This window comes from Ponticoccus sp. (in: a-proteobacteria) (assembly GCF_048381735.1).
The window spans coordinates 122,232-142,796 of sequence record NZ_JBLXGL010000006.1 but is presented as its reverse complement, the minus strand read 5'-3'; the positions used below and the strand labels follow the sequence as shown (position 1 = coordinate 142,796).

Below are 20,565 nucleotides of genomic sequence, written 5' to 3'. Positions count from 1 at the left end.
GCTGGGGTGAGCGGGGGCCGGGTCGTGCGGCGTGGGGGTGCGGAGGGGGCGGCCATCAGAAGGGTGCCTCGACGTCGCCCATGCGCACGTAGACGCTTTTGAGCTGGCTGTAGTGCTCGATCGCGGCCCTTGCGTTCTCGCGCCCCACGCCGGAGCGTTTGGAGCCGCCGAAGGGCAGTTCGACCGGCGCGTCGTTGTAGGAGTTGATGAAGCAGGACCCGGCCTGAAGCTGGCGGATCACCCGATGCGCGCGGGCGAAATCCGTCGTGAAGACCCCGGCGGAGAGGCCGAAGTCGGTGGCATTGGCGCGGGCGATGACCTCGTCCTCGGTCTCGAAGTCGAGCACCGCCATGACCGGGCCGAAGATTTCCTCCTGCGCGATGGTCATGCTGTCGGTGACATCGGCGAAGACCGTGGGTTCGACAAAGAAGCCGGGGCCATCGGGGGCCGCGCCGCCGGTCACGAGACGGGCGCCCTCGGCCCGGCCCTCGGCGATGTAGCCCATGACCTTCTCGCGCTGCGCCTGCGAGACCAGCGGGCCAAAGTTCGTGGCCCCATCCATCGGGTCGCCGAGGATCGCGCCCTTCAGCCGTTCGGCGAGGCGCGTCAAGAAGCGCTCCTTGATGCCGGTCTGCACGAAGACCCGGGTGCCGTTCGAGCAGACCTGCCCGGAGGAATAGAAGTTGCCGAGGATCGCGCCGCCGACGGCGTTTTCCACATCCGCATCGTCGAAGACCAGCAGGGGCGATTTGCCGCCCAGTTCCATCGTGACATGCTTGATGCCCTCGGCGGCGGCTGCATAGACCCGCCGCCCCGTCGGCACCGAGCCGGTCAGCGAGACCTTCTCGACCCGCGGGTCGGTGACCAGCGCGCCGCCCACGGCGCCCGCCCCCTGCACCACGTTGTAGAGCCCGGCGGGCAGGCCCGCCTCGTGCAGGATCTCGGCCACCTTCAGGGCACAGAGCGGCGTCACCTCGGAGGGTTTGAAGATCATCGCATTGCCGCAGGCCAGCGCCGGCGCGCCCTTCCAGCAGGCGATCTGGGTCGGGTAATTCCACGCCCCGATGCCGACGCAGAGCCCCAGCGGCTCGCGCACGGTATAGCCCCAGTTCTCGCCCAGCTGGACGTGTTCGCCGGTCAGGCTCGCCGCCAGCCCGCCGAAGTATTCCAGCGCGTCGGCGCCCGAGGTGGCATCGGCCACCAGCGTTTCCTGCAGGGGCTTGCCGGTGTCCCATGTCTCCAGCACCGAGAGGTCGCGGTTGCGCTCCCGCATCAGGTCGGCGGCGCGGCGCAGGATGCGGCCGCGTTCCGTGCCCGGCACGCGCGCCCACTCCGCCTGCGCCCGCAGCGCCGAGGTCACCGCCTGCTCGATCACCGCCGGGGTCGCCGCGTGCACGCGGGCGATCACCGCGCCGGTGGCGGGGTGGATCACCTCGATTTTCTCTCCGGCGCTGTCCTCGACATAGGCGCCGTCGATGAAGTGGCTGGCGGTGGGTTGCGTGTCATAGGCCATTGCAAAACCTCGAGGTCAAAGCCCCCGGACCGCCCCGAAGGGGCCTCGTCTTCGGAGGACGGGGTGGGTGGGCGGGCGGCCTTCGAAGACGAGGCCGCAGGCGCGCCCGGTCATTCTCCGCGCGGGAAGCGCTTGTTCTCTTCCAGCACGTTCAGGTCCATGTGGTTGCGCATGTAGCGTTCCGAGGCCGCGCGCAGCGGCTGGAAATCCCAGGGGTAATAGCCGCCCTGCCGGAGCGCCTCGTAGACCACCCAGCGCCGGGCCTGGCTTTGCCGCACCTCGGCGTCGAAGCGTTCCAGGTCCCAGCGCGCGGCGGCCTTGACGCGGAACCCTTCCAGCACGGATTTCGCCGCCGGGTCATCGGCACGGTTCTCCAGCTCGTGCGGATCGGCCTCGAGGTCGAAGAGCTGCTCGGGATCCAGCGCGCAGTTGGTGTATTTCCACCGGCCCTCGCGCAGACAGACCAGCGGCGAGTAGCTGGCCTCTGCCGCGTATTCCATCGCCACCGGCGTCTTGCGGGCGGCGCCCCTCATCAGGGGTACCAGCGACTCGCCCTCGGTCCAGGGCATGACCTCGGACATGTCCACGCCCGCCAGCGCACAAAGCGTCGGGCAGATGTCGATGTTGGACACCGGGTCGGTCACCCTCCCCCCCTGCCCGCCGGGCGTGGCGATCATCATGGGCACCCGGGCCGAACCCTCGTAGAAGCACATCTTGAACCACAGCCCGCGCTCGCCCAGCATGTCGCCGTGGTCGCTGACGAAGACCACAACGGCCTCCTGCCGGGTGTCCTCGAGCGTCTGCAAGAGCGTGCCGATGTGGTCGTCGAGATACGAGATATTGGCGAAGTACGCGCGCCGCGACCTGCGGATGTCCTCTTCGCTGATATCGAAATTGCGCCAGTCGTTGGCGTCGAAGATCCGCTGCGCATGCGGGTCGTGATCCTCGTAGGCCATGGCCGGAACCTGCGGCAGCAGATGCGCGCAATCCTCGTAAAGATCCCAGTATTTCTTCCGCGCCACATAGGGGTCGTGGGGGTGGGTGAAGGACACGGTCAGGCACCAGGGCCGCGCATCCAGACCCCGCGCGAGGTCATAGAGCTTCATCCTGGCGTGATGCGCGACCTCGTCGTCGTATTCCATCTGGTTCGAGATCTCGGCCACACCCGCGCCCGTCACCGAGCCCATATTGTGGTACCACCAGTCGATCCGCTCGCCAGGCTTGCGATAGTCCGGTGTCCAGCCGAAATCGGCGGGGTAGATGTCGGTGGTCAGCCGCTCTTCGAAGCCGTGCAGCTGGTCGGGGCCGACGAAATGCATCTTGCCCGAGAGCGCCGTCTGGTAGCCCGCCCGGCGCAGGTGATGCGCATAGGTGGGTATGTCCGAGGCGAACTCGGCGGCATTGTCGTAGACCCGGCTGACGCTGGGCAGTTGCCCCGACATGAAAGAGGCCCGCCCCGGCGCGCACAGCGGCGAGGCCGTGTAGGCATTGGCGAAGCGCGTCGCCCGCGCCGCCAGCGCCTTCAGGTTCGGCGCGTGCAGCCAGTCGGCGGGGCCGTCCGGGAACAGCGTCCCGTTCAGCTGGTCGACCATCAGGATCAGGATATTCGGCTGGCTCATCGCGTCCCCATCATCGCATAGGCGCTGGCCAGCACCTCTTCCGCGCCCCCGCCCACGCCCCGCCCCGAGAGCGCCGCGCGCAGGTAGACACCGTCGATCAGGGCGCCCAGATGCTCGGCCACCGGCCCGGGCCGGTCGGTGCGCCCGCGCAACGCATCCACGAGGTTCGACCGCAGCCGCCGCTGGTAGATCCGCAGCAGCCGCGCCGCTTCCAGATCGCTGAGCGAGAGCACGTAGAAGGTCAGCCAGGCCGAAACCGTCGCGGGCCGGAAACAGCTTTCGGCAAAGCTCGCGTCGATGATCGCCTCCAGCCGCCGGCCCTCTTCGGCCCCGGCCAGGGCGCGCCGCACCTCTTGCCCGTATTCGGTCAGCACGTGCCGCATCGCGGCCAGGAAGATCTGCGCCTTGCCGCCAAAGTAGTGATGGGCCAGAGCGCTGGACATGCCGGCACGGCGCGCGATCTGGCCGACCGTGACGTCAAGCGTCCCGGCCTCGCCGATCTCGGCCACGGCGGCTTCCATAAGGGCCGCCCTGCGAAGAGGTTCCTGTCCAATCTTGGGCATGACGGCAAACTGCCGTTTATTGACTGGTGCGTCAATCAAAATCACCAGTCTGTCACCGCCATCTGTCTGCCGGGCAAACGGCCCCCGAGGCAGCGGCACGGGCGCATCGGTCCGGCCCAGTGAAAACGGCGCGCTCCGCTGTCGGATCAGGCTTGAAGCAGAGCCTGTCGCGCCGATAAGCGACCGGCGAAGGGTTTATCCCCTCTTTGCCTGTGGTGCAGCCTCGACCCGTGACAGCTCCTCGGAGAGGCCAGCTTGTGCAACCGGTCCCCCGCTTGCCAGCCGGGTCCTCGGGCGACCCCGCCCCCTGGCCATGGCATCCGGCCCATGACCCGGGTGCCCTGCCCGCCTTTCCGACGGGCCGATCCGGACCACGCCGGGCCTGGCCTCAGATGGAAAAGACGCCCAGGACCTCGTTCTTCGGCAGGCGCGCCACTTCGACGCCCCCCTCGGTCCGGCGCAGGTTGTAGCCGTAGCCCCGCATCCGGAACCGCCACTCCGCCTCCGACAGCACCTTCTGCCGCTCGGCCAGCAGGAAGCTTTCCACCTCCCTCATATCCCCGGTCACTGTGCTTTCCGTAAACATCCGTCCCTCCTGCGTCGCACTCTGACTTCCGTTGGGTCAATGAATGCCCGCCAAATGCGGCGCCGCTTGGGCGCCACCGGGGATTTTTCACGAGGCGCGAACAATGCCGGGCGAAATCAGAGCTTCGTTTCCGGCACCGCCGGGGTCACGGCTTTCTTCAACCGCGCCTCGCGCCAGGTGATGAAGACCACGGCGCCGACAATCAGCGAGCCGCCCCCGATCACCCAGAAATCCGGCGGCTCGGCGAAGAAGACCCAGCCCACCAGCACCGACCAGACCAGTTGCAGGAAGGTGACCGGCTGCGTCACCGACACCGGGGCGGCGGCGAAGGCCAGCGTCATGGTGTAATGCCCGGCGGTCGCGAAACTGGCCACGCCAAACAGCACCAGCAGCTCCCAGCCGGTCGGCCAGACCCAGACCGCCAGCGCCAGCGGCGCCAGCCCGACGGTCACCGTGATCGACAGTAGCGCCACGACCACGGCGGCGCTGACCTGCCCCGAGAGGATCTTGGCCAGCAGGTAGGAGCCGGCGAAGAACAGCGCCGTGCCCAGCATGGCGATGTGGCCGGGGTCGAGCTCGCGGAACCCGGGCCGCAGGATCAGCAAGGCGCCGAGCAGCGCCGCGACAATGGCAAGGATGCGGCGAAAGGCCAGCGTCTCGCCCAGGAAGAACACCGCGAGGATCGTCACGTAGACCGGGTTGAGGTAGTTCATCGCCGTGACCTCGGCGATGGGCAGGCGCGTCATGGCGAAGAACCACAGCACCACGCCCGCCGTATGCAACAGGCCACGCAGGCCGAACAGCTGCCACTGCCGCCCCGACAGCCGCAGGCGGGACAGGCTGCGCGCCATGGGCAGCAGGAAAACGAGGCCCAAAAGGTAGCGCAGGAAGGCGGATTCGGCGGCGGGGATGCGCTCGCCCAGGAGCTTCACCAAAGCCGTGACAGCAACGAAGCACAGCCCCGTGACCGCCATCCAGAAGATGCCCTGCGCCGGGCGCGCCGTCATGTCCATGGGCCTCAGGCTTAGCGGATATCCGGGCAGGCGCAAGCGGCGGGGGCGCCGAATTCTTGCAAAGAATTCGTGGCGGTTTCTTTCTAAGAAACCGGCCTCACCCCAAGAGCAGCCCCGCCGCGATCAGCCACATGGTCACTCCGATGCCCGCGTCCAGCACGCGCCACGCCCCCGGACGCTCAAAGACCGGCGCCAGCAACCGCGCGCCGAAGCCCAGTGCGAAGAAGAAGCTGAACGAGGCTGTCACCGCCCCGATGCCGAAACCCAGGGGCCAGGCGGCCTCGCCCGAGACCGCGCCCAGCAGCAGCACCGTGTCGAGGTAGACATGCGGGTTCAGCCAGGTCAGGGCGAGGCAGGTCAGAAGCGCCGCCCGCAGGCTGCCCACCCCCCTGCCCGCCGTCATCGCCGCGCCGCCCCGCCAGGCCGACCACAGGCTGCGCAGCCCGTAGGCGATCAGGAAGGCCGCCCCCGCCAGCCGCATCGCGCCCTCCAGCCAGGGCGCCGCGCGCACCAGCGCACCCATGCCGGCCACGCCGCCCGCGATCAGAAGCGCGTCGCTCAGGGCGCAGACCAGGACCACCGGCAGCACATGTTCGCCGCGCAGCCCCTGCCGCAGGACAAAGGCGTTCTGCGATCCGATCGCCACGATCAGGCTCAGCCCCAGGGCGTAGCCCGCGAAGACACTCTGCATCACCGCTCTCTCCCTCTTTCGGACCGGACTACGGTGACACCCGGGATAAGCCAAATTAATCTGCCTGCATCTGCATAAGGACAGCTAAGGATGCGCCTCGACCCCGCCCAGCTTGCCGCCCTCGAGGCGGTCCTGCGTCTTGGCAGCTTCGAGGAAGCCGCCGCCGCGCTTGGCGTCACCCCCTCGGCGATCTCGCAGCGCATCCGCGCGCTGGAGGACCGCACCGGGACGCCGCTGGTGATCCGCACCAGCCCCGCCGAGGCCACCGCGCTTGGCGCCCGCCTGGCCCGGCATGCCCGCGAGCAGGCGCTGCTGGATGCGGCGCTTGCGGATGAGCTGCACCAAGCCCGCGCCGCCGCCCGCGTCCGCATCGTGCTGAACGCCGATTCGCTGGATACATGGGCCCTGCCCGCGCTGGCGGACGCAGACCTGCTGTACGAGATCGTGGTCGAGGACGAATCCATCTCGGCGGAGCGGCTGCGGCGCGGCGAGGTCTCTGCCGTCGTCACCACGCAGGCAAACCCGGTTCAGGGCTGCGACGTGATCGCATTGGGCGCGATGCGCTACCGGGCCACCTGCGCCCCCGCCTTCCACGACCGGCACTTCGCGCGGGGCCTCGACGCCACGGCGCTGGCGCAGGCGCCCATGCTGGATTTCTCGGGGCACGACCGCCACCAGCGGGCCTGGATCACCGCGCTCACCGGGCAGCCGCTGTCGCCGCCCGCGCATCTGCTGCCCTCGACCCACGGCTTCGTCACGGCGGCGAAACTGGGGCTGGGCTGGGGCCTGAACCCGGCGCCGCTGGTGGATGCAGAGATCGCGGCGGGCCGCCTGCGCGACATGGCGCCCGACCGCCCCTTCGACGTGCCGCTGTACTGGCAGCTGCGCAGCCTCGTCGCACCCGCGCTGCGGCCCCTGACACGGGCCATGGTGCGGGCCGCGAAGCGCGGATTGGTGCAACAGGCGGGACCGGACGGCCCCTAGGGGCCCCGGGGCCGCCCTTGTCGAGGTCGCGCACGTCCCCGGCCCGGCACCCGGATGGGCCGGGCCACCGCCTGTCGCGGCAGCCCCCGCCCGCTTCGGTCCGGGTCTCGCGGCCCAGAAAGACCGGATTGCCCGTCAGAGGCTTTCCAGCTGCTCCATGACCTCGTCCGAGGCCTCGAAGTTGGTGGTGACGCGTTGCACGTCATCGTCTTCTTCCAGCGCGTCGACCAGCTTCATCAGGGTCTTCATGCCGTCGAGATCCAGTTCCGTCGTGGTGGTCGGCTTCCAGATCAGCTTGGTCGACTCGGATTCGCCCAGGGCCGTCTCAAGCGCCGAGGACACCTCGTTCAGGTCGGTGTCGGCACAGTAGACCGTGTGGCCCTCTTCCGAGGATTCCACGTCCTCGGCCCCGGCCTCGATCGCCGCCATCATGACGTCGTCCGCGTCCCCCACCGAGGCGGGATAGACGATCTCGCCCTTGCGCTCGAACATGAAGCCGACGGACCCGGTCTCGCCAAGGTTGCCGCCGTTCTTGGTGAAGGTCGAGCGCACGGTCGAGGCGGTCCGATTGCGGTTGTCGGTCATTGCCTCGACGATCACCGCAACGCCGTTCGGGCCATAGCCCTCGTAGCGGATTTCCTCGTAATCCTCGCCCTCGCCGCCGATGGCCTTCTTGATGGCGCGCTCGATATTGTCCTTGGGCATAGACTGGCCCTTGGCCTCTTTCACCGCCAGACGCAGGCGCGGGTTCTTTTCCGGATCCGGGTCGCCCATCTTCGCCGCGATGGTGATTTCCTTGGACAGTTTCGAAAAGACCTTGGCGCGCAACTTGTCCTGTCGGCCCTTGCGGTGCTGAATGTTTGCCCATTTGGAATGGCCGGCCATGTACTCGCCTCATATCGGTTTGTGATGTATGGGCGCCTCTATACGGGAGGACGCCCCCCCTTGCCAAGACGCGTGGCGCGGGCGCGTCGCGGCGGCAAGCCCGCCTTCGTTGCCCGTTTCCTGCCTCTGCCCCCGCTCCGAAGCTTGGGCCAGTGGCGCCGAAGGCCGCGCCGTCCATGACCGGGGCCCGGGGCGCTGGCCCGGCGCGACAAGACCGGCGCGATCCTCGGCGGCGGTCCGGGCTGCGGGCCGGTCCCGGCCCAGACCAGCCACTCAAGACCCAGATCCAGACCGCCCGCCCGTTGCCGATCCCCCGGACCGCCGCGGACGACCGGCCCGCCATGGGCTACGGCTTCGCAGCAACGCATCCGGGCGCAGAGATCTCAAGGGCCCGCAACATCCGCCCGGCAGAAGGCTGCACCGCCCTGTCGAATACTGCCCCTAAAGCCCCGTCACAGCGGGAAAAATACCGGGATCAGAAGCGAGGCGACGATGCCCATGACAAGGTTCATCCCCAGCCCGACCCGCAGGAAGTCGGTGAAGCGATAGCCGCCGGGGCCATAGACCAGCGTGTTGGTCTGGTAGCCGATCGGCGTGGCGAAGGCGCAGGAGGCGGCGATCATCACCGCCACCACCAGCGGGCGCGGATCGACCCCCATGGCAGCGGCCAGCCCGATGGCGATGGGCGTCACCACGACCGCCACCGCGTTGTTGCTGATCGCCTCGGTCAGGATCGAGGTCAGGAAGAAGACCGAGGCCACCAGCAGCACCGGCGGCAGGGTCTCCATCCAGGGCGCCAGCGCGCCGACGATCATCTCGACCGCGCCAGAGCTGTCCAGCGCCGCGCCCACCACCAGCATGGCGAAGATCAGCGCCAGCAGGCGGCCCTCGACGAAGGAAAAGGCCTCGTCCGCGTCGATGCAGCGCGACAGCAGCACCACCGCCACGGCGATCACCGCCAGCGGCAGGATCGGCGCCACACCCAGCGCCGAGAGGATCACCACCGCCGCCAGCGCGCCCAGGGCCACCGGGGCATGGCCGCGACGGAAGGCGCGGACGGTGGGTGTGGCCACATCGACAAGGTCCATCTCGTCGGCGAGGCGCTTGATGTCCTCGGCGTTGCCTTCCAGCAGCAGCGTGTCGCCGACGCGCACCACAAGCTCGTCCAGCTGGCGCCCGATGTTCTGGTTCCGCCGGTGCACCGCCAGCGGGTAGACGCCGAACCGCCGCCGCAGGCGCAGCGCACCAAGCGAACGCCCGACCATCTTGCAGCCCGGAGAGATCAGCACCTCGACGGTCGTTGTCTCCTTGGCGGAAACCTGGTCGACGCGCTTCAGCTCCTTGTTGCGTTGCAGGGACAGCAACTCGGTCATCTGCGTGCGCAGCACCACGCGGTCGCCGACCTCCAGCTCTACGCCTTCAAGGTTGCGGCGCAGGGATTCGTCGCCCCGGATCACGTCGATCAGCCGCACGCCCTCGCGCTTGAACAGCTGCACGCCCAGCACCTCGCGGCCGATCAGGTTGGAATCCGGCGGGATCACCGCCTCGGTGAAGAACTTCATCCGGCTGCGGTCCGACGACAGCATGCCTGCCATCGAAGACCGTTCGGGCAGCAGGAAGCGCCCGGCAAAATACAGATAGGCCATGCCGACAGCGACCAGCACCAGCGCCATGGGGGTGACCTCGAAGATCGAGAAGGGCTCGAGCCCGCGCTGGCGCCCGATGCCGTCCACCAGCAGGTTGGTCGAAGTCCCGATCAGCGTGGTCGTGCCGCCAAGGATCGCCGCATAGCTGAGCGGGATCAGCAGCTTGGACGGCGCGACGCCCAGCGAGTTGGCAATCTGCACGAAGACCGGCAGCATGACCACGACGACGGGTGTGTTGTTCATGAAGGCCGAGGCCAGCACCACGAAGCCGAGAATCGCACCCAGCGCCATCTTCGGGCGCTTCATCACCTGTTCCTGCGCGTGCCGGGTGAAGGCATCCAGCGCACCGGTCCGCACCAGGGCCCCCATGACGATGAACATGGCCGCGATGGTCCAGGGCGCCGGGTTCGCCAGCACCGCCAGCGCCTCATCCTGCGGCAGCACCCCCAGCGCCAGAAGCGCGGCCATGCCGCCAAGGGCGGTGACCTCGGTCGGATAGGTCTCGCGCACGAAGAGGGCGAACATCACGATAACCACCGCAATCGTCACCCACGCCTGCGCCGTCTGGCTCAAGTCGATCCAGTTCATACAATACCTTGTCGCTCATCCCCAAACGAACGCATTTTTGCGAAGCAGCGCAGGCGTTGCAAGAGAAACTCAGAGATCGGGGCCAAGCTGCGCCAGCCGTCCGCCCTGCCGCACCATGCAGACGCGCTTTGCCTTGCCCGTGGCATCGTCGGTCTCGACGAAGGTGCCGCAAAGCGTCGCCTCGCCCTCGGCCGGAGAGAACCGGCTCTTGGGCATGCCGATGACAAAGCGGCGCAGGGGTTCGGTCTTTTCCATGCCGATGACGGAATTGTAGTCGCCGCACATGCCCGCATCCGCCTGAAAGGCGGTGCCGCCGTCGAGGATCTGCGCGTCGGCGGTGGGGATATGGGTATGCGTGCCGACCACGAGGCTGGCACGCCCGTCGCAGAAATGGCCCATGCCCATCTTTTCCGATGTCGCCTCGCAGTGCATGTCCACCACCACCGCCTGCGCCTGTCCGGCCAGACGCTTCAGCGCCTCGTCGACGGCAGAGAACGGGCTGTCGTAGTTGCGCGACATGAAGACCTGCCCCAGCGCCTGCACCACCAGCACCTTGCGCCCGCGCCCGTCCTTGTACAGCGCCGCCCCGCGCCCCGGCGCCGCCTTGGCAAAGTTCAGAGGCCGCACGATGCGCGTCTCGCGCTCGATGTAGGACAGCATCTCCTTCTGGTCGAAAGCATGGTCGCCCAGCGTGACGACATCGGCACCGGCCTCGAAAATCAGCTTGGCATGGGCCTCGGACAGGCCGTGGCCGCTGGTGGCATTCTCACCGTTGACGATGACGAAATCGAGCGCCCAATCACGGCGCAGCGCCGGAAGGCGCTCCGCGATGCCGGTACGCCCGGCGCGCCCCATGACGTCGCCCAAGAATAGTATCCGCATGGCGCACAGGGGTAGACGCGCGCGCCGGGAAAGAAAAGCCCCCTCGACGCCTAATCGCAGCCCATGGCCGCGCGGATCGCCGCAGGGCGGTTGGCGCCAGGGCGGCGGGCCCTCGGCAGGCCGCAAGCCCCCGCACGGCCTGGGCGCGGCGCGTCACAGGCCTGACAGGCGGCGCGCCGGATCAGAACCGGCAGCCCCTGCGCATCAAGCGGCCTGGCCACAAGAGCCGGGGCGAGGGCCGCGAAAGCCACCCCCGCCCGGCGCATCAGATCTGTTTCTCGGGCAATTGCACGACAAGCCCGTCCAGCGCGTCCGAGACCTTCAGCTGGCAGGTCAGCCGCGAGCGCGCCGGGTCCGGCTCGAATGCAAAGTCGAGCATGTCCTCTTCCATGTCGTCCTTGGCGGGCAGCTTTTCCACCCAGTCGGGGGCGACGTAGACGTGGCAGGTCGAACAGGCGCAGGCGCCGCCGCAATCCGCCTCGATGCCGGGGATGCCGTTGTCGCGCGCGCCTTCCATGACGGTCAGCCCGTTGGCGACCTCGACGACATGCTCGGTTCCGTTGTGCTCGATATAGGTGATCTTTGCCATCGCGCCGCTCCTTGGTGCCTTGTTCGCTGGTCCGGCACAGTCCTAGCCAGCCATGCGCCCGGGGGCCAGAGGCTTTTGCGTCGCGGCGCCGCCTGTCGCGACGGCTGTGCCCGATCCGGGCAAGCCGCGCCACGGCCCGCGCCCATGGCTCCGCCCCGCCCCGGCCCGGCGAAGCCCCTCTTCGGCCAGCGATCCGGTGCAGCGATCTGGTGCAGCGGTCTGGCGCAAGGCTCCGGTGCAACGGTCGGTGACAGCGGACTGGCGCAGCGATCTGGCCACATGACCCCCGGCGCGACGGGCGCCACGGGCCGGGACAGCCGCGGCGGAAGCGGGCCATGGAACCGGCCCCGCTCGGGGCACGCGCCCCGGCGCAGGCCAGCCGCACGGGCGCCGGCCCCTGTCTGACCCCTTGCCGGACCACGGGAGATGTTTCATATTCGTTCTCATGACATGGCCCCACCCGCCCTCCTGCCTTCCCGCTGCCCGGCTGGGCGAACCGCCCAATGGCGCGCGTGTCGCCGTGGCGGGCATCGTCATCCTGCGCCAGCGCCCGGGCACCGCGAAGGGCGTGATCTTCGTCACCCTCGAAGACGAAACCGGCGTGGTCAACGTGATCGTCTGGCGCAAGATCTACGAACGCTTTCGCCGCGCGGTCATCGCCGGGCGGATGCTGCGCGTCACCGGCCGCCTGCAACGCGAGAACTGCGTGACGCATGTGGTGTCCGAGCAGATCGAGGACATCTCTGCCCTGCTCGATCGGCTGCTGGACGAGACGCTTTCCTCAGGCTCGGAAAGTGGCTAGTCTCTGCCGGACAAGGCACGACAAGAGGCCCGAGCAGTGATCACCCGCTTCTTCCCGCGCGTTTCGCTTGCGCGCCCGCTGACGGGCTGCGCCCTGGCCGCGCTGTGCGCCTGTGCCGCCCCGGTGGCAGAGACCCCGGCGGGCGGCGCCGCGCCGATGCCCGGGGCCCCGGTGGCAGAGCACGAGGCCGACGGCAGCTGCCGCGTGCGGGAAACGACACCTGCGGTCTACGAACAGGTCATGGGCGAAGTGCAGGTCGTGCAGGCCGAGATCGCCGAGGATGGCACGGTGCTGCGTCCGCCGGTCTATCGCAAGGCCCCGGTGCCGCGCATCGTGCGCCCGCGGGCCGAGATCAGCTTTGCAACCCCCTGCCCCGAAGAGATGACGCCAGAGTTCCTGTCCTCGGTGCAGCGGGCGCTGACCGCACGCGGCTATTTCACCGGCCCCGTGTCGGGCAGCATGGATGCCGCGACCGCGGCGGCGGTGCGCCGCTACCAGTCCGAGCGCGGCCTGGAAAGCGCCCGGCTCTCGGTGGAAACGGCGCGCGACCTGGGGCTGATCGCCGTGGAACGCGATCCGCTCTGAACCGCCCGCCTTGCCAGACACAGCCCCGCGCCTGCACTGGCCCCGGGCAACCCAAAGGAGACGCGCCATGCGCGACAGGATCGGTTTCATCGGATCGGGCATGCTGGGCAGCGCCATCCTGCGGGCCTGGATCGACAGCGGCACGGTCGCGCCGGAGGCGCTGATCGTGGCCAACCGCAGCGGTGCCCTGCCGGACCTGCCGCAGGCCCGTGCCATCACCGTGACCACCGATCCGGCCAGCCTCGCCGCGCGCTGCGACACCATCGTGCTCTGTGTGCCGCCCGCCACGGCACCGGCCCTTGGCCTGCATGCCCCCGATGCGCTGATCCTCTCTGTCATGGCCGCCGCGACGCTTGACGATCTCACCCGGCTGACCGGCGCGGCACGGGTGATCCGGGCCATGTCCAGCCCCGCCGCCGCCCATGGCATGGCCTATTCGCCCTTCGTGGCCGCCCTCGCCGCAACCCGCTCCGACCTGGCCCGGGCGCAGCGCCTGCTGGGCGCCTGCGGCCAAAGCGATCAACTGGCGGACGAGGCGCTGCTGGATCACTTCACCGCCATGACAGGCCCGGTGCCGGGCTTCGTCGCCGCCTTCGCCGAGGCCATGGTCGCCCATGCGGTCCGCGTCGGCACCCCGCCCGAGATCGCGGATCGCGCGATCCGGCAGCTGTTCCTCTCCGCCGGGCATATGCTGGCCAGGGACGCGCCCACAGCCGCCGAACATGTGCAGGGCATGATCGACTACGCCGGAACCACCGCCGCCGGTCTGGAAAGCCTGCGCCGCAGCACCCTGCACCAGGACGTCTCCGAGGCGCTGACCGCCGCCGCCGAACAGGCCCGGCGGATGCGCCCCGCCTGATCGCGGCACACGCGCCCCTCCGCACAGGCTTCCCCTCTTCTTTGGTCTGAAAATACCGCGGAGAGCGCGAGAGGCAGCGCCTCTCGCACGGCCGCGCAGCGGCTGTCCCGCCTGCCCCCGCATGCCCCCGCCAGCACGGACCGGAACCACCACGGACCGGAACCGCCAGAGACCGAAACGAAAAAGGGCGGCCCGAAAAGGCCGCCCAAAACCGAGGTTCCTTGACCTGAAAGCTCAGTCCTCGTCGAGCCCCAGCGCCACGAAGCGCGGATCGCCACCGCGACGGACCAGCAGAAGGATGGACTTGCGCCCCTCTTCCTGCGCCTCGTCGATGCGGTCCTGAAGCTCGGCCACCGTGGTCACGGCGCTTTGACCGGCTTCGGTGATCAGGTCGCCGGCGCGCAGGCCCTTCTCGAAGGCCTGCGAGGTCGGGACGACGTCCATGACCGCAAGGCCCTTGGTGTCCTCGTCCAGCTCCAGCTCGCCGCGGATCTCGGCGGTCAGCGGGCTCAGCGTCAGGCCCAGCACCTCGACCTCGCTGGGGGCTTCCGCATCGGGCCCGCCGCTTGCGGCAGCGGGAACGGCGCCCTGCGCCTCTTCGCGGCGGCCCAGCGTGACCTTCAGCGTCTGCGTCGCGCCGTCGCGGAAGACCACGACCCGCACGGTCTCGCCCACCGGGGTGTTGGCGACAACCCGCACCAGCTGGCGCGTGTCCTCGACCGCAACGCCGTCGAAGGACAGGATCACGTCTCCGGCCATCATCCCGGCCTCCATGGCGGGGCCTTCCGGCACGTCGGAGACCAGCGCGCCCTTGGCTTCCTCCAGCCCCAGCGCCTCGGCTTCATCCTCGGTCACGTCCTGGATGCGGACACCCAGCCAGCCGCGCCGCGTCTCGCCGAATTCCTTGAGCTGCTCGACGACCTTGGTCACCACGTTCGACGCCATCGAGAAGCCGATCCCGATCGAGCCGCCGGTCGGCGAGAGGATCGCGGTGTTCACGCCGATCACGTCGCCTTCCATGTTGAACAGCGGGCCGCCCGAGTTGCCGCGGTTGATCGCCGCGTCGGTCTGGATGTAGTCGTCATAGGTGCCCGACAGCGCCCGATTGCGCGCCGAGACGATGCCTGCGGAGACCGAGAAGCCCTGCCCCAGCGGGTTGCCCATGGCCATGACCCAGTCGCCCACGCGGGCGCCGTCCGAGTTGCCGAAGTTCACGTAGGGCAGCGGCTCGTCCGATTCGACCTTCAGAAGCGCGATGTCGGTGTTCGGGTCGGTGCCCTTCAGCTCCGCCTTCAGTTCGCGGCCCGAGAAGAACTCGATGGTGATCTCGTCGGCGCCTTCGATGACGTGGTTGTTCGTCACGATGTAGCCGTCTTCGGAAATCACGAAGCCAGAGCCCAGGGCCGAGGACCGGCGCGGGCGGTCGGGGCCGCCGCGTTCCTGGAAGTCGCGGAAGAGATCCTCGAAGGGCGAGCCTTCGGGCACGATGCCCTGCGGCCCGGTGCGGCCCGCCACGACGGTCGAGGTGGTGATGTTCACGACCGAGGGGCTGACCCGCTGCGCGAGGTCGGCAAAGCTTTCGGGGACGCCCCTGGCCTGTGCCATCAGGGATTGCGAAACGATCAGGATCATCGACAGCGTGCCCAGCCAGAACAGCCGCAGCGGCGTCGCCCGATCCCGTATTATTGCTTGGGATTGCGGTTTCAATTGAATCTCCTTGTCTGCCAGCCGGCGGTCTGAACGCGCCACCGCCTGCCTCCTGTCAGTCAGTGTTTCAGAGATAGGTGCATGGCGGCAACACCAAAGACAGAGTTACGATTCTTCACGCGAGAGTGACTGGCCGGGGTGCGCCCCCGCCCCTTGTCCGTCGGGATCATACCTGTTTTCCGAACATCCCGACGGAACTTAATCCGGCCCGGATCGGGATCGGCGGGATCACGCCCGCAGGAACCACAGCATGATCAGCCCGGTCGCGAGGGTGGCAAGACCGAGGGTCCGCCTTGTGTCGACCGGCAGGGCCCGCAGGGCTTCCAGCAGGCGTTCGACAAGCGAAGGGGCCAGTGCGTACACCAGCCCCTCGATCACGAGGACCATGGCGATCCCCGTCCAGATGTCCGTCCCGGTCACTTAGTTTCCGGGCGCCGTGTCGTCGCCCTCGGCCGGCGCCGGGTCGACGGGTGCCGGGGTGTCCGGCGTTTCGTCATCCACGGCTTCGGGATCGGCGAACTCGGGCGCTGCGCCGTCCAGCCCTTCCCCCGGCTCGGCGGTGGGAATGCGCGTGGCCGCGGCGGTGAAGCCCGAGGTCGCGTTCTCGTTCCGGAAGTAGTTGAAGAACTGGCTGTCCGGGGTCATCACCATCGACGAATTGCCGCCGCGCAGGGCCGTTTCATAGGCTTGAAGCGAGCGGTAGAAGGCAAAGAACTCGGGGTCGGCGCCATAGGCCTTGGCGAAGATGCTGTTGCGCTCGGCGTCGGCCTCACCACGGATCACGCTGGCTTCGCGTTCGGCTTCCGAGAGGGTCTCGACCACCGTACGATCCGCCAGGGCGCGCACCCGCTGTGCCGCTTCGTTACCGCGCGCGCGCTCGTCCGCCGCTTCACGCTCGCGTTCGGCGCGCATCCGGTCGAAGGTCGCGTCGAGGTTCTGCGACGGCAGGTTCGTCTGCTTCAGGCGCACGTCCACCACGTCCAGCCCCAGCGAGCGGGCTTCGGCCCGGGCCTGATCCCGGATGCGGTTCATCAGCTCGCGGCGATCTTCGGAGAGGATCCGGTCCGAGGTGACCTGATCGGCACCCAGAACTTCGCGGATCTGCGCGTTGAGGATGCCCGAGAGGCGATCCTCGGCAGTGCGCTCGCCGCCGATGCCCACGGCCTGCCGGAACTGCACAACGTCGGCGATGCGGAAGCGGGCGAAGGCGTCGACCACAAGGCGGCGGTCGTCGGCGGGCGTGACCTCGATGGTGTCGGTATCCAGCGACAGGATGCGGTCGTCGTAGCGCACGACCTCCTGGATCAGCGGGATCTTGAAGGCCAGGCCCGGCTCTTCCTTGACGGCCTTGATCTGGCCGAACTGAAGCACCAGCGCCTTTTCACGCTCGTCCACCACGAAGATCGAGGACAGCACGACCACGATGGCGACGACGAGCACGGGAAGGAGATAGGTTGTCTTGCGCATGATCAGTTTCCTTCCGCAGCTGCGCCGCCCGCCGGACGGCGGAGTTCGTTGAGCGGCAGGTAGGGCACGACACCCCCGCCCGACGCGCCGCCACCGGCCACGGATTCGTCGAGGATCATCTTGTCCACGTCGCCAAGCACCTTCTCCATCGTCTCGATGTAGAGACGGCGGCGCGTCACTTCGGGGGCCAGCGCGTATTCCTGCTGGACCGAGGTGAAGCGGGCAGCCTGACCCAGCGCTTCGTTGACCTGCTGGGCGCGGTAGCCCTCGGCCTCTTCGCGCACCTGCGCGGCCTGACCGCGGGCCTCAGCGACGACGCGGTTGGCATAGGCGTCGGCCTGACGCTCCAGCCGGTCACGCTCTTGCTCGGCGGCCTGAACGGCGCGGAAGGCGTCGATGACCTCGGAAGGCGGATCGGCGGTGTCGAGGTTGACCCGGACGATGTTGATGCCGCTGTCGTATTCGTCCAACGTCGCCTGGATCTGCTCACGCGCGCTGTCCGCGATCAGACCACGGTCGCGGTTGAGGATCGGCGCGAGGTTCGAGGCGGCGATGATCTCGCGCATGACCGATTCAGACGCCGCCTGAACGGTCAGCTGCGGGTCGCGGATGTTGAACAGCAGTTTCGCCGGGTCCGAGATGTTCCAGACCACCTGGAAATCGATGTCGACGATATTGGCGTCCGTGGTCAGCATCAGCCCGCCGTCGGTGGCGCGGCCGCCGCCGATTGTCTCGGTGCGTTCCGAGGTCACGTTCACGACCTCGTAGGTCACAACCGGCCAGGGCGCGAAGTTCAGACCCGGGTTGCCGGTCGACGAATATTCGCCAAGGAACAGCTCAACCGACTGCTCTTCGGGCCGCACGGTGTAGAAGCTGCCATAGGCCCAGAGCGCAACGAGGCCCAGAAGCCCCAGCATGACGGTGCCCTTGCCGAAGCCGCCGCCGCCCATGCCGTCGCCGCCATTCCGGCGCGCGCCATTGTCGCCGCCGCGGCCGCCCATGAGAACGCGCAGGCGTTCCTGCCCCTTCTTCATCAGCTCGTCGATCTCGGGGATCTGGCTGTCCTCGGGCCGGCGGCCACCGCCGCCCCCGCCTGAACTGGGCGGGCGTCCGTTGTTGCCGCCGCCGCCCTGGCTTCCGCCACCGCCGCCCCCCCAGGGGCCGCCGCTGTTACCTGCCATGAAGTCCGGTCCTTCCTGTATTCATTCTTGATGGTCTGTACCTGTGCATCACCGCGCGCAAATCAAGCGTATCACGATTTTCGCATCGGCGTGCGCATGGTCACGATTTCCTCGGACATGGTCGGATGCACCGCCACCGTCCGGTCGAAGTCTTCCTTTGTCGCACCCATCTTTACGGCGATCCCGGCCAGCTGGATCATCTCTCCGGCCCCGGGTGCGACGATATGGCAGCCCAGCACCCTGCGGGTGTCGGCGCAGACGATCAGCTTCATCAGCACCCGGTCGCTGCGCTCGGCAAAGGCCGACTGCATGGGGCTGAAGGAGGTGCAATAGACCTCGATCGGGCCCTTGTCGCGGGCCTCTTCCTCGGTCTGGCCGATGCTGCCGAATTCCGGCTGGGTGAAGACCGCCGAAGGGATCAGCTCGTGATCCACCGGCGTCGGGTTGCCCTTGAAGACGGTCTCGACGAAGGCCATGCCCTCGCGGATCGCCACCGGCGTCAGGTTCACGCGGTTGGTCACATCCCCGATGGCATAGACCGAAGGCACGGCGGTCTGGCTGTAGTCGTCGACCGGGATCGCCCCGTCGCGCCCGACCTCGATCCCCAGCGCCTCCAGCCCCAGGCCGTCGGTATTCGGGCGCCGCCCGGTGGCGAAGAACACCGCGTCGAAGCTGCGGCGCTGGCCGCTGGTGGACTTGACGCTGATCGGCTGCCCGTCCGGCCCCGAGGGTGCCTCGGCGGCGGCGGCGAAGTCGCGCACCTCGACAGGCGCATCGCGGGTTTCGTCAAGATCCGCCTCGCGGCACATCTCGACGATCTCGGTGCCCAGATGCAGGTCGATGCCGCTGGCCTTCATCTGCTCGGCGATCAGGCCGCGCGCTTCGTCGTCGAAGCCGCGCAGGATCTGCGCGCCCCGGTAGAACTGCGTGACCTCGACGCCCAGCCCGTTGAGAATGCAGGCGAATTCGCAGGCGATATAGCCGCCGCCGACGATCAGGACCGACTTCGGCAGCCTGGGCAGGTCGAAGATGTCGTCAGAGACCAGACCAAGGTTCGCGTTCACGGCATCCGGCCGCACCGGGCGCCCGCCGGTGGCGATCAGGATATGCTTCGCGGTCTTCGTCTCGCCGGTCGACAGCTCCACCGTATGCGCATCCTTCAGCGTCGCGCGGGCATCGAAGGTCTCGACCCCCGACCCGGCCAGAAGCTTGCGGTAGATGCCTTCGAGACGGTCGAGCTCGGCGTGCAGCTTGCCCTGGAAAACCGACCAGTCGAAGGTGCCGTCGGGGATGTCCCAGCCGTTGGCGCGGGCCGCGGCGGGCATCCCAGCGTATTCAGAGGCGAAAACCATCAGCTTCTTCGGCACGCAGCCCCGGATGACGCAAGTGCCGCCGTAGCGGCTTTCCTCGGCCAGAGCCACCTTCGCGCCGGTCTCTCCGGCTGCAACGCGCGCGGCGCGGACGCCGCCGGATCCGCCACCGATGACGAAGAGATCGTAGTCGAAGTCGCTCATGGGGTGCCTCGTGCCTCGTGCCTCATGTCCCGCAGGAGGTATTTCACAGCCCGCCGGGCTTGGCCAGACCACCCGTGGCCGCGGACACCCCGCCGGAACCGGTTCCGGGGACGCCGCCGCGCCGCCTCAGCGCCCGCTGCGCGAGAAGTGCTGGTAGTCCTTCGCGCTGCGCCATGTGCCGCCCCAGCCCCAGCCGCGCGCGGTGAAGGCGCGCACCACCGCGTCGCCCTCGCGGATGACACCGGGCACCCCGGCGCCGCGCTCCGCCGGCTGGTCGAAGTCGACGCCCGCCGCCGGGGCGGTGCCGCCCCGCGTCACATAGGGGTTCTGCACCGGGTTGATGTCGACGGCGGTGCCGAAGGCGTGATCCGACAGCCGCGTGCCGCCCCCCACCCTGCGACAATTGAAGGCCGAGGTGTTGTTCGCCGCCATCGACAGCGCGTCCCTGCCGCCGAATTCGTGCACGGGACGCATCTGCTGGATCGGGTAGCCCGCCTGATACAGCGCGGCGAAGACGTCCAGCAGGGTCTCGGCCTCCGTCGCGGCGGCGACCAGATGGCCCAAGCGCCGGTCGCCGGTGAAATCGTGATGCGGGATCGTCAGCAGCCGCAGCTCCGCGCGCCCCGCACAGCCCAGGCCCGGGTGCCAGGACACGCCCTGCATCCTCTGCCAGAGCGCATCGGGGATCGGCTCGGCCCGCCCGCGCGGCTCCTGCGCGGGCAAGGCAGAGGCCAGCAGGGCCAGGATCGCGGCGCAGGGCAAGGGTCGCAGCGGCATGGGATCGCCTTTCCGGCTGAAAACCAGTCGCGCAAATCTGGCCGCATCGGGGCCAGCCCCGTCAAGGCGGGAATTCCGGAGGACAGACCGACGGCCCCCTGCAAGCCACGCGGG

The 20,565-nt window shown here is 68.7% G+C and carries 20 protein-coding genes; 4 read left to right on the top strand and 16 right to left on the bottom strand.

Features of this window, described 5'->3' with window-relative positions; all coding sequences use genetic code 11:
• Positions 1–55: 55 nt before the first annotated feature.
• The 6 genes from betB to ACN5KJ_RS12650 all read right to left on the bottom strand — a co-directional run bounded on the left by betB (position 56) and on the right by ACN5KJ_RS12650 (position 5,985).
• Positions 56–1,513, bottom strand: a complete 1,458-nt coding sequence (gene betB / locus ACN5KJ_RS12675; protein ID WP_418594369.1) for a betaine-aldehyde dehydrogenase — start codon at positions 1,511–1,513, stop codon at positions 56–58.
• A gap of 110 nt (positions 1,514–1,623) precedes the next feature.
• The gene (gene betC / locus ACN5KJ_RS12670) at positions 1,624–3,132 is read right to left on the bottom strand and encodes a choline-sulfatase (RefSeq protein WP_418594367.1); all 1,509 of its coding nucleotides are present in this window, start codon (positions 3,130–3,132) and stop codon (positions 1,624–1,626) included.
• Positions 3,129–3,695 (bottom strand): transcriptional regulator BetI, encoded by a 567-nt coding sequence (gene betI, locus ACN5KJ_RS12665; protein WP_418594366.1) that lies wholly within the window; start codon positions 3,693–3,695, stop codon positions 3,129–3,131. The genes betC and betI overlap by 4 nt, the downstream gene beginning before the upstream one ends.
• A 388-nt stretch (positions 3,696–4,083) precedes the next feature.
• Positions 4,084–4,281 carry a hypothetical protein gene (locus ACN5KJ_RS12660; protein WP_347165356.1) on the bottom strand — a complete coding sequence of 66 codons (198 nt, stop codon included), beginning with the start codon at positions 4,279–4,281 and terminating at the stop codon, positions 4,084–4,086.
• Between the two features lie 116 nt (positions 4,282–4,397).
• Entirely contained in the window at positions 4,398–5,294 is an 897-nt protein-coding gene (locus tag ACN5KJ_RS12655; RefSeq protein WP_418594364.1) for a DMT family transporter, read from the bottom strand.
• A gap of 97 nt (positions 5,295–5,391) precedes the next feature.
• The gene (locus ACN5KJ_RS12650; RefSeq protein WP_418594363.1) at positions 5,392–5,985 is read right to left on the bottom strand and encodes a LysE/ArgO family amino acid transporter; all 594 of its coding nucleotides are present in this window, start codon (positions 5,983–5,985) and stop codon (positions 5,392–5,394) included.
• 90 nt (positions 5,986–6,075) lie between these two features.
• Between ACN5KJ_RS12650 and ACN5KJ_RS12645 the strand changes: the two genes are divergently transcribed.
• Positions 6,076–6,969: a LysR family transcriptional regulator ArgP gene (locus tag ACN5KJ_RS12645; protein WP_418594361.1), complete on the top strand. Its 894-nt coding sequence runs from the start codon at positions 6,076–6,078 to the stop codon at positions 6,967–6,969.
• Positions 6,970–7,104: 135 nt separating this feature from the next.
• Here the strand turns inward: ACN5KJ_RS12645 and ACN5KJ_RS12640 are convergent, their stop codons facing one another.
• The 4 genes from ACN5KJ_RS12640 to ACN5KJ_RS12625 all read right to left on the bottom strand — a co-directional run bounded on the left by ACN5KJ_RS12640 (position 7,105) and on the right by ACN5KJ_RS12625 (position 11,559).
• Positions 7,105–7,854: a YebC/PmpR family DNA-binding transcriptional regulator gene (locus tag ACN5KJ_RS12640; protein ID WP_347165359.1), complete on the bottom strand. Its 750-nt coding sequence runs from the start codon at positions 7,852–7,854 to the stop codon at positions 7,105–7,107.
• Between the two features lie 452 nt (positions 7,855–8,306).
• On the bottom strand, positions 8,307–10,088 hold the full coding sequence (locus ACN5KJ_RS12635) for an SLC13 family permease (RefSeq protein ID WP_347165360.1): 1,782 nt from the start codon (positions 10,086–10,088) through the stop codon (positions 8,307–8,309).
• 69 nt (positions 10,089–10,157) lie between these two features.
• Positions 10,158–10,970, bottom strand: coding sequence for a TIGR00282 family metallophosphoesterase (locus ACN5KJ_RS12630; protein ID WP_418594359.1), 813 nt, complete (start codon positions 10,968–10,970; stop codon positions 10,158–10,160).
• A 265-nt stretch (positions 10,971–11,235) separates the two neighbouring features.
• Complete coding sequence (locus ACN5KJ_RS12625; protein ID WP_347165363.1) at positions 11,236–11,559, bottom strand: 2Fe-2S iron-sulfur cluster-binding protein; 324 nt, start codon at positions 11,557–11,559, stop codon at positions 11,236–11,238.
• Positions 11,560–12,004: 445 nt separating this feature from the next.
• On the opposite strand from ACN5KJ_RS12625, the gene ACN5KJ_RS12620 reads away from it, so the two are divergent.
• The 3 genes from ACN5KJ_RS12620 (at position 12,005) to ACN5KJ_RS12610 (ending at position 13,805) form a co-directional block, all read left to right on the top strand.
• On the top strand, positions 12,005–12,361 hold the full coding sequence (locus ACN5KJ_RS12620) for an OB-fold nucleic acid binding domain-containing protein (RefSeq protein ID WP_418594358.1): 357 nt from the start codon (positions 12,005–12,007) through the stop codon (positions 12,359–12,361).
• 36 nt (positions 12,362–12,397) lie between these two features.
• The gene (locus ACN5KJ_RS12615; protein WP_347165365.1) at positions 12,398–12,946 is read left to right on the top strand and encodes a peptidoglycan-binding domain-containing protein; all 549 of its coding nucleotides are present in this window, start codon (positions 12,398–12,400) and stop codon (positions 12,944–12,946) included.
• Positions 12,947–13,013: 67 nt separating this feature from the next.
• Positions 13,014–13,805, top strand: a complete 792-nt coding sequence (locus ACN5KJ_RS12610) for a pyrroline-5-carboxylate reductase family protein (protein ID WP_418594356.1) — start codon at positions 13,014–13,016, stop codon at positions 13,803–13,805.
• Positions 13,806–14,039: 234 nt separating this feature from the next.
• On the opposite strand, the gene ACN5KJ_RS12605 is transcribed toward ACN5KJ_RS12610, so the two are convergent.
• From ACN5KJ_RS12605 to ACN5KJ_RS12580, 6 genes are all read right to left on the bottom strand, one after another.
• A complete protein-coding gene (locus ACN5KJ_RS12605; protein ID WP_418594459.1) occupies positions 14,040–15,437 on the bottom strand; it encodes a DegQ family serine endoprotease in 1,398 nt (465 codons plus the stop codon).
• Between the two features lie 303 nt (positions 15,438–15,740).
• Complete coding sequence (locus ACN5KJ_RS12600) at positions 15,741–15,932, bottom strand: DUF2065 domain-containing protein (RefSeq protein WP_023852510.1); 192 nt, start codon at positions 15,930–15,932, stop codon at positions 15,741–15,743.
• Positions 15,933–16,979 (bottom strand): protease modulator HflC, encoded by a 1,047-nt coding sequence (gene hflC, locus ACN5KJ_RS12595; protein ID WP_418594353.1) that lies wholly within the window; start codon positions 16,977–16,979, stop codon positions 15,933–15,935. It abuts the gene before it with no gap.
• A gap of 2 nt (positions 16,980–16,981) precedes the next feature.
• Complete coding sequence (gene hflK / locus ACN5KJ_RS12590; RefSeq protein WP_418594351.1) at positions 16,982–18,160, bottom strand: FtsH protease activity modulator HflK; 1,179 nt, start codon at positions 18,158–18,160, stop codon at positions 16,982–16,984.
• A 71-nt stretch (positions 18,161–18,231) separates the two neighbouring features.
• Positions 18,232–19,674, bottom strand: a complete 1,443-nt coding sequence (locus ACN5KJ_RS12585) for an FAD-dependent oxidoreductase (RefSeq protein ID WP_418594350.1) — start codon at positions 19,672–19,674, stop codon at positions 18,232–18,234.
• Positions 19,675–19,800: 126 nt separating this feature from the next.
• Positions 19,801–20,451: a M15 family metallopeptidase gene (locus tag ACN5KJ_RS12580; protein ID WP_418594348.1), complete on the bottom strand. Its 651-nt coding sequence runs from the start codon at positions 20,449–20,451 to the stop codon at positions 19,801–19,803.
• Between the last annotated feature and the right edge of the window lie 114 nt (positions 20,452–20,565).